Annotated in this window: 4 protein-coding genes and 1 pseudogene; all 5 read right to left on the bottom strand. The window is 62.9% G+C overall.

Features of this window, described 5'->3' with window-relative positions:
• A partial coding sequence (locus ENZ75_RS16535; protein ID WP_206617046.1) for a hypothetical protein occupies positions 1-414 on the bottom strand: 414 nt, incomplete at its 3' end.
• 33 nt (positions 415-447) lie between these two features.
• Positions 448-972, bottom strand: coding sequence for a tail fiber protein (locus ENZ75_RS16530; protein ID WP_063169579.1), 525 nt, complete (start codon positions 970-972; stop codon positions 448-450).
• A 10-nt stretch (positions 973-982) separates the two neighbouring features.
• Entirely contained in the window at positions 983-1,483 is a 501-nt protein-coding gene (locus tag ENZ75_RS16525) for a tail fiber protein (RefSeq protein WP_063169580.1), read from the bottom strand.
• Between the two features lie 13 nt (positions 1,484-1,496).
• Entirely contained in the window at positions 1,497-2,003 is a 507-nt protein-coding gene (locus ENZ75_RS16520) for a tail fiber protein (RefSeq protein ID WP_063169581.1), read from the bottom strand.
• Between the two features lie 139 nt (positions 2,004-2,142).
• A pseudogene (locus tag ENZ75_RS16515) lies at positions 2,143-6,528 on the bottom strand (hypothetical protein); the annotation flags it as partial.

Below are 6,528 nucleotides of genomic sequence, written 5' to 3'. Positions count from 1 at the left end.
CGTCGGCGCGGTCCAGTGGTCGATCGGACCGATCTGGTTGGGGTCTTCGGTGATGAAGGACAGGTTGGTGGTGCCCGAGGCTTGCGCGACCACGGCGACGCGACCGTCCCTGGTGAGGCCCGCCGTCATGATCACCCAGGCGCCGGGCGCGATGAACGACCACGCCGCGGGCCATGACCCGTTCGGTGCGTCTTGAGCCTTCTGGATCAACTGACTTTTGGCGGAATCGATGCCCACCACCATCAGCCGCGACAGTTCGAAGAACGCCGCGCCGGCGGGCTTGTTCTGGTAGATGGGCGGGACGCTGGATCGCCGCGAGCGGGCGTTGGCCTTGGAAGCCGCCCGAGGCGCGGGCGCGGGCGTCCTTGCTGCGGGGGCCGATGCCTTCGACCTAGGTTCAGCTTTCTTGGCCATCGTATCGGTCCTGCCTTGTTGATTCGGAATTCCTCAGCCTCTCGGCGGGAAAAAGCCTTCCAGCGCGATGCAAAAAGTCAATGTCAGGTAGGGCATGCGATTGTTGTGCGGCAGACTGCCACCTGCCGGAGCCAGCATGTTCACTGCCATCGACACGATGTTAGCGGTCGTGTTCTTGTAGGCGTTGGCGTTGCTCGACCTGGCGATCGCCCGATCCGGCGTCGGGATCTGAAGCTCGGCAGGGTCGGTTACGGCGCGGATGTTGTGATTGTGCATCGGCATTTCCGATTCCAGTAGAGACACGGTATCCGAGCCACCGAACTGCCCTAGATCATAAAGCGCCAACCCTTGACCCTGGCCGGGTTGCATCGGCACATTGCCTTGCATGTCCGGCAAGCTGAAGGTCGATCTGCCATCGCCGCCATAGGTCGTGCCCAGCAGCGAGAACAAGGCCGTGTTTTGCGAGATCGGCATGAGCTGACCGTCGCAGGTCGCCCAGCCCCTGGGTGCGAAGTTGGACGGAAAAATTCGGATTTCCGCGACGAATTGGTCCGACATGGTCCTGTCCTTATGTTTGGGTCGGGAAAACGCCGAACAGTGAAATGATGAAATTGACACAGAGGTAAGGCTGCAGGTTGCTGTGAGGCTGGCTGCCACCCGTCATGCCGACCACAGGGTTGGCGAGGTTCGCCGTCGGTGTGTCCTCGACATAGAGCTTGCCTGTAGACGATTGGGCCACAACGTTGTTGGCGGGGCTCGTCTGGTTGGAGACGCTGCTCGTCGCCAGCATGGCGTGAGTGTGGCCGGTCATTTGCTGTATGTTCAGCGTCACGTCCTCGACGCCGCCGGTTTGCCCGATGATGAAACCGGTTCCCTGATGGACCGGCACGCGGCTGGCCAGGTTCGGCAGGTTGAATGTCTCCTGACCGTCGCCGCCATAGGTCGTGCCGATCAACTGGAACAGGGCATCGTTTTCGGAGATGGGTATCGTCTGGCCCTGACAGAACGCCCATCCGGCGGGCGCAAAGTTCCCCGCGAACATGCGAATCTCGCCGATGTAAACTGTCATGACTGCGCGTCCTTCAATTCCGCGACGGGAAGATACCTTGCAGGGCGATGCAAAAATTCAGCACCAGATAGGGCTGCATGTTTTCATGTGCCTGGCTGCCGCCCATCGTGGTGACGCTGCTGGGCACCAGCGTTGTCAGGTTCGATGTCGCGGGCGCGTAAAGCTGCGCGGGCGACGCCGCAAGCACATTGCCGCTGGCGACGAAGAGATCGCCGGAATCCGATGTCGCGCTGGCGGTGTGAGAATGCTGGGGAATCTCGGGCAGTGTGAGCGTATGCGCCTGCTCGCCGCCCCGCTCGCCCAGGAGATGACCTTGGCCGCCAGTATGAGTTGGCACGCGCCCGCGCAAATCGGGCAAGGCGAAAGTCGTTTGCCCATTGCCGCCATAGGTCGTGCCCAGCAGAGCAAACAATGCCTGGTTCTGGTTGATCGGCAGGAGCTGTCCGTCGCAGAACGCCCAACCTTGGGGAGGGAAGTTGAAAGAAATCAACTTGATTTCCGAGAGATACGGCTCGGCCATATACACCCCCAAACGTTCAATTTGTAGTAAAAAGCCAATCTCTACATGACGTTACGTTAGATCACCCACCGCCACAAAGCAATCTGCTCGGCCAATACATTTTGTAATTTATTCCAGCGCCACCGCGCGCAACGCCCGCCTATGGCAGGGGCGGCTCCGTAACCCCAACAATGGTCCCGAAGCCGGTGTTGTTGTGGTCGGCGGCCACTGTCGCGGCACCGCCACCCGAATGGCTGTTGAGACTGGCGAGATAGGCCTGAACCGCCGTGTCGTCGGTGGCGCTGCCGGCATAGCCTTCGATCTTGTCGATCACATTGAACCGCTGCCGCACGCGGATATCGGTGACGCCAGCTGACGGATCGACGCTCAGCGTATTTCCATGGATATCAAAAGTCAGCGCGCCATTGTCGGGCGTGCCGGAGGCACCAGCCTGGCTCGAGGTTATCCCGCCATTGACGCGGATCGCCTCGAGCGCGGCTGCGGTCGTCGTGCTGACGGTGTTGTTGGTGATGGTGGCATTGACGATCCCATTGCCGTCGCCGTTCGCGACCAGGATGCCATAGTTCGCGACGTGCGTGACAGTGTTGCCGTCGAGCTTGACGGTCACCGTGTTGCTGCCGGTGGCGGTCCCGTTGATGGAGACACTGATACCTGGTCCGGTGCCGGAATCCGCGTTGTTGATGTTGTTGTTGAGGATGTTGCCCGTGAACAGGCCACGCACGACCGGCGATGCGGCACCGCCGCGGTTGACGTTGATCTGCGAGCCCGCGCCGCCGGCACCAAACAGGGTCGCATAGTTCGCCGTGGTGAAGGTCGCGTTCAGCACATTGAAATTATAGGTGCCGGCGCCGTTCTGATCCATGTCCACGCCAACGAAATTGTCGGTGAAGGTGCCGCCGCTGCCGGCGACGCCGGCCTGGCCGACATCGAAATCGATGTTGCCCGAGCCGTTGTTGATGAGCTGGATACCTCTCGCGAAATTGCGCAGGAACGACGAGTTCGTGACAAGGCCGGTGATGTTGGCGGTGCCGTCGGCCTGCAGCAGCAGGCCGACATTGCCTGGCGGTCCCACGGAGGTGTCGCGGAAGGTCGAGCCCGAAACAGTGATGTTCAACGTGCCGCTGTTGTTGAAGACGTTGAAATTGTCCTCAAGGCCGTTCGCGATCACCGAATTGGTGATGGCGACGGTGCCGGTCAGGCCGTTATGGGCGGCGTCGGCGGCGCGGAAGCTGATCGAGCCTTCGTCGGCCGCGGCGCTGGTGCCGTTCGTGCCAGAGGTTGCGTTCACCACGCTATTGGTGAGCGCGAAGCCATTCACCTCGAACCCTCGGATACCGAAATTGTCGAAATCGTTCAGCTGCAGACCATTGAGCTGCACATCCTTCGTATTGCTGAGGTAGATGCCGGTGCCTTGCGTGGCGCTGCCATCGGCGCCGGTCTTGTTGGCGATGACGCCCCCGCCGGTCGCGCCGACGTTGGCGCCATTTCCAGTCACATGCAAGCCGCCATTGCCGAGCGCCGTGCCGGTATTGACCAGGATGATGCCGTTGGCGCTACCGCCATTCGATGTGATGCTCTGGAAGACAAGGTTCCCCGAGCCGATATTCGTGTTCTCGACATCGAGCGCGGTGCCGGTCCCCGAATTGATCGTGCTGCCGGAGCCGGTGGCGGTAACCGTGCCGCCGCCGGTGGCGCTGAAGCCGGTGGTGTCGCTGGTTGAGGTATCGATCGCCAGCTTGTTGGTGAAGCTGATCGTCGTGCCGTTGGTGCCGCCATTGGCCACCAGGTTGATGCCGTCGCTAAAGCTATTCGATGTTATGGCGCCGTCGAACGAGATCGTGCTGCCGCCGCCGGCGGTGCCGGTGTGGTTCTGGACGTCGATCGCGGTGGCGTTGGCGGTGTGGGTAATGGTGCCATTGTAATCGATATTGGCCGAACCGCCCGAAACCAGGAACGCCGTACCCGTTGCACCGCTCAGCGCGCCGGAACCGAGGTCGACCGTGCCGCTGACGTTGGTCAGCCTGACATTGTTGGCGCCGCCGACCGAATTGGTCGAATCGAGCGCGATGCTGGCGGCGACGCCAGAGAGATTGATCGCCTGGCCGGTGGTCGCCCTCACCGTTTCTGCGGCAGCGGTAGCTGTGATGCCCATCGTGCCGCCGGTTCCAACAATTCCGGTGCCGCTGGCGGTGTCGATGGTCACGCCGCCGGTGAAGCTGACCGTGCCGCCGGTTTGCGAGACGCCGACGCCGGTGGTCGTGTCAATGTTGGCGAGGCCGGTGATGTTGAGCGTACCGCTCGCCACCTGAATGCCGCCGCCCGCCGTGACGGCGCTGTTCAGTGTCACCGTGTTGAAGGTGAAGACGCCGGTGTTGCCGGCGTTGATCGCCATAATGCCGGCAGTCGTCGCCGCGGCAACGCTCGTGTTGCCGGTGACGGTGAAGGTACCGGCGACGCCGTCGAAAATGATGCCGCCGCTGCTGCCGCCTGAACTGATGCTGGTCACCACCATATTGACGGTCAGCGGATCGAGATCGAACGCCGCGCCATTCCCCGTGAAGACGCCGCCGCTGCTGCTGTTCAGCGTGAAATTGGTGGTCTTGGTGTTGGCTAGGACGCCGGTGCCGCCATTGTTGAAGACGCTGAACGCGCCGAGATCGAGGGTGCCGCTGGTGTTGGTGAAGCTGAGGCCGTCGCCCTGGACGCGCCCTGGGCCTGGTGAGCCAACACCGATCGTTCCGGCGCTGACAGTGCCGCCGGCGCCGTTGGAGTCGAAGCGGACATTGTTGAAGGCGATGCCGCCGCCAGTGCCGCCGAGCACAGTGTTGTCGGCAAAGGACTGGATCTCGACCGAGTTGTCCGTCGCGCTGATGTTCTGGCCGGCAAAGGACGCGGCCAGCGCCGATCCCGTCGATTTCAGCGTATTGCCGTCGATCGAAAGCAGAAGCGTGTTGGCCGGCGCAGCTGATGTGGAGAAATCGAGCGCCCTGCCGCCGGCCGCGATGTCGTTGTTGCGGAGGAAGAAACTGGAGGCGGACGTCGCGTTGACGGCGACACCAGTGCCGGTGCCTGTGTTGCGGATGATGAGGTTCTGGAGGCCGCCGGTGACGACGCCCGAGCCTGATGTCGCCAGATCGACCACCGAGCCGGCGGTGTTGCTCTGCAGGATCGGCCGTAGCGTGTCGATGCCCGCCGGTGCCGCGATGATCGGCGAGTTTTGCACGGTGGTGAAATGGAACGCAGCCGAAGCGCCGGCGCTGGTATCGACGCCGAGCTGCGAGACATCGACGGCCGCGTCGTCGCTCTTGAAGGCGAGCAGTACCTGCCCGTCATCGAGCTGGAACGACGTACCGCCGAGGTCAATCGTCGCCTGGCCGCCGTCGACGTTCTTGTCGATGAGCACAATGACATTGGCGGTAGATGCCTGGGCGTTGGTATAGGTGCCCGGATTGAGCAGGCTGCCGTCGCCAAGGGCGGTGGCATCGGCGGTGACATAGTAGACCTTGTACGAAGACAGGTTCGACGTGTCGCCGCTGAAGTTGACGTCGTTGAAATTGTAGTCGCCCGATGTCGGCAGCGTGTCGGTGGCGTGGATGACCTGGCCGTTGCCGAAGGTCTCGATCTTCGATTCGGCCGGGCTGCCGCCGTCGCCGAACACCAGCCTGGCGTTGGTGGCGCTGGAGAACTGGACGCCCTGGGCGACCTTGGTGATGGTCGACGTCTGACCAGCAGGGCCAGGATTGTTGTTGAGGAGGTCACCGAGCTGGATCTTGCCGGTGCCGGTTGTCGTCGTGCCGGCCATGTCGATGCCGAGCGAACCGGTGGAGTTGCCGCCGTCGACATCGAAATCGTCGGCCGTGATGGTGCTCGTGCCGAGCGCCGCGCCATTGAGGTCGAGGCCGACGGCGTTGGTGGCGCTTGCCGCGATCCCGATGTTCAGGCTGTGGAAATCCAGCGTCGAGCCGAGCGTGCCGGAAACCTGGACGCCGGTGCCAGTGATGCCCTGCAGGTCGACCGCCCCGAGATCGATGGCGCCGCCGCTGACATTGTTGAGTGATATGCCGGTCGCCGCGCCATTGGTCGAAATCGTGTCGAACTTGATGCCGTCCGCGCCGACCGTCGCGCCTGTCGCCCCGGCCACGACCGCCGTCGCATCGCCAAGCTTCAGCGCGGTTCCCGTGCCGGTGGTGATGGTGTTGCCGGTGCCGCTGACGCTGATCGTGCCGGCGCCGAAGGTGCTGGCGCTGAAGCCGGCGCCGCTGGCGGTGGTGATCTTGAGGTTGCCGCCGGTAAAGGCGAGCGAGCCCGTGCCCTGGGTCGGGCCGATGCTGGGGAGCTTGACGATGGCGCCGTTGGCGCCGCTGCTGGTGTCGAATATCTTCGAGGTGCCGGAGAAGGTGGCCGTTCCCTCGGACGATCCGTCAAACAAGACGCCGACGGCGCTCCCGGTATGATTGATCGTGCTCGAAATATTGTACACGCCCTCGGCGTTGCCGCTGAAGGTGAAGACCGCTGTCCCCGGCAG

This window comes from Mesorhizobium sp. M7A.F.Ca.CA.002.04.1.1 (assembly GCF_004022805.1).
GTDB classification, from domain to species: domain Bacteria; phylum Pseudomonadota; class Alphaproteobacteria; order Rhizobiales; family Rhizobiaceae; genus Mesorhizobium; species Mesorhizobium ciceri.
This window is presented reverse-complemented; position numbering and strand designations above follow the sequence as displayed.

What these genes read in the sequence shown, in the direction of transcription:
- ENZ75_RS16530 (WP_063169579.1), bottom strand. Translation starts at nt 972, where the DNA reads ATGTCGGACCAATTCGTCGCGGAAATCCGAATTTTTCCGTCCAACTTC.
- ENZ75_RS16525 (WP_063169580.1), bottom strand. Translation starts at nt 1,483, where the DNA reads ATGACAGTTTACATCGGCGAGATTCGCATGTTCGCGGGGAACTTTGCG.
- ENZ75_RS16520 (WP_063169581.1), bottom strand. Translation starts at nt 2,003, where the DNA reads ATGGCCGAGCCGTATCTCTCGGAAATCAAGTTGATTTCTTTCAACTTC.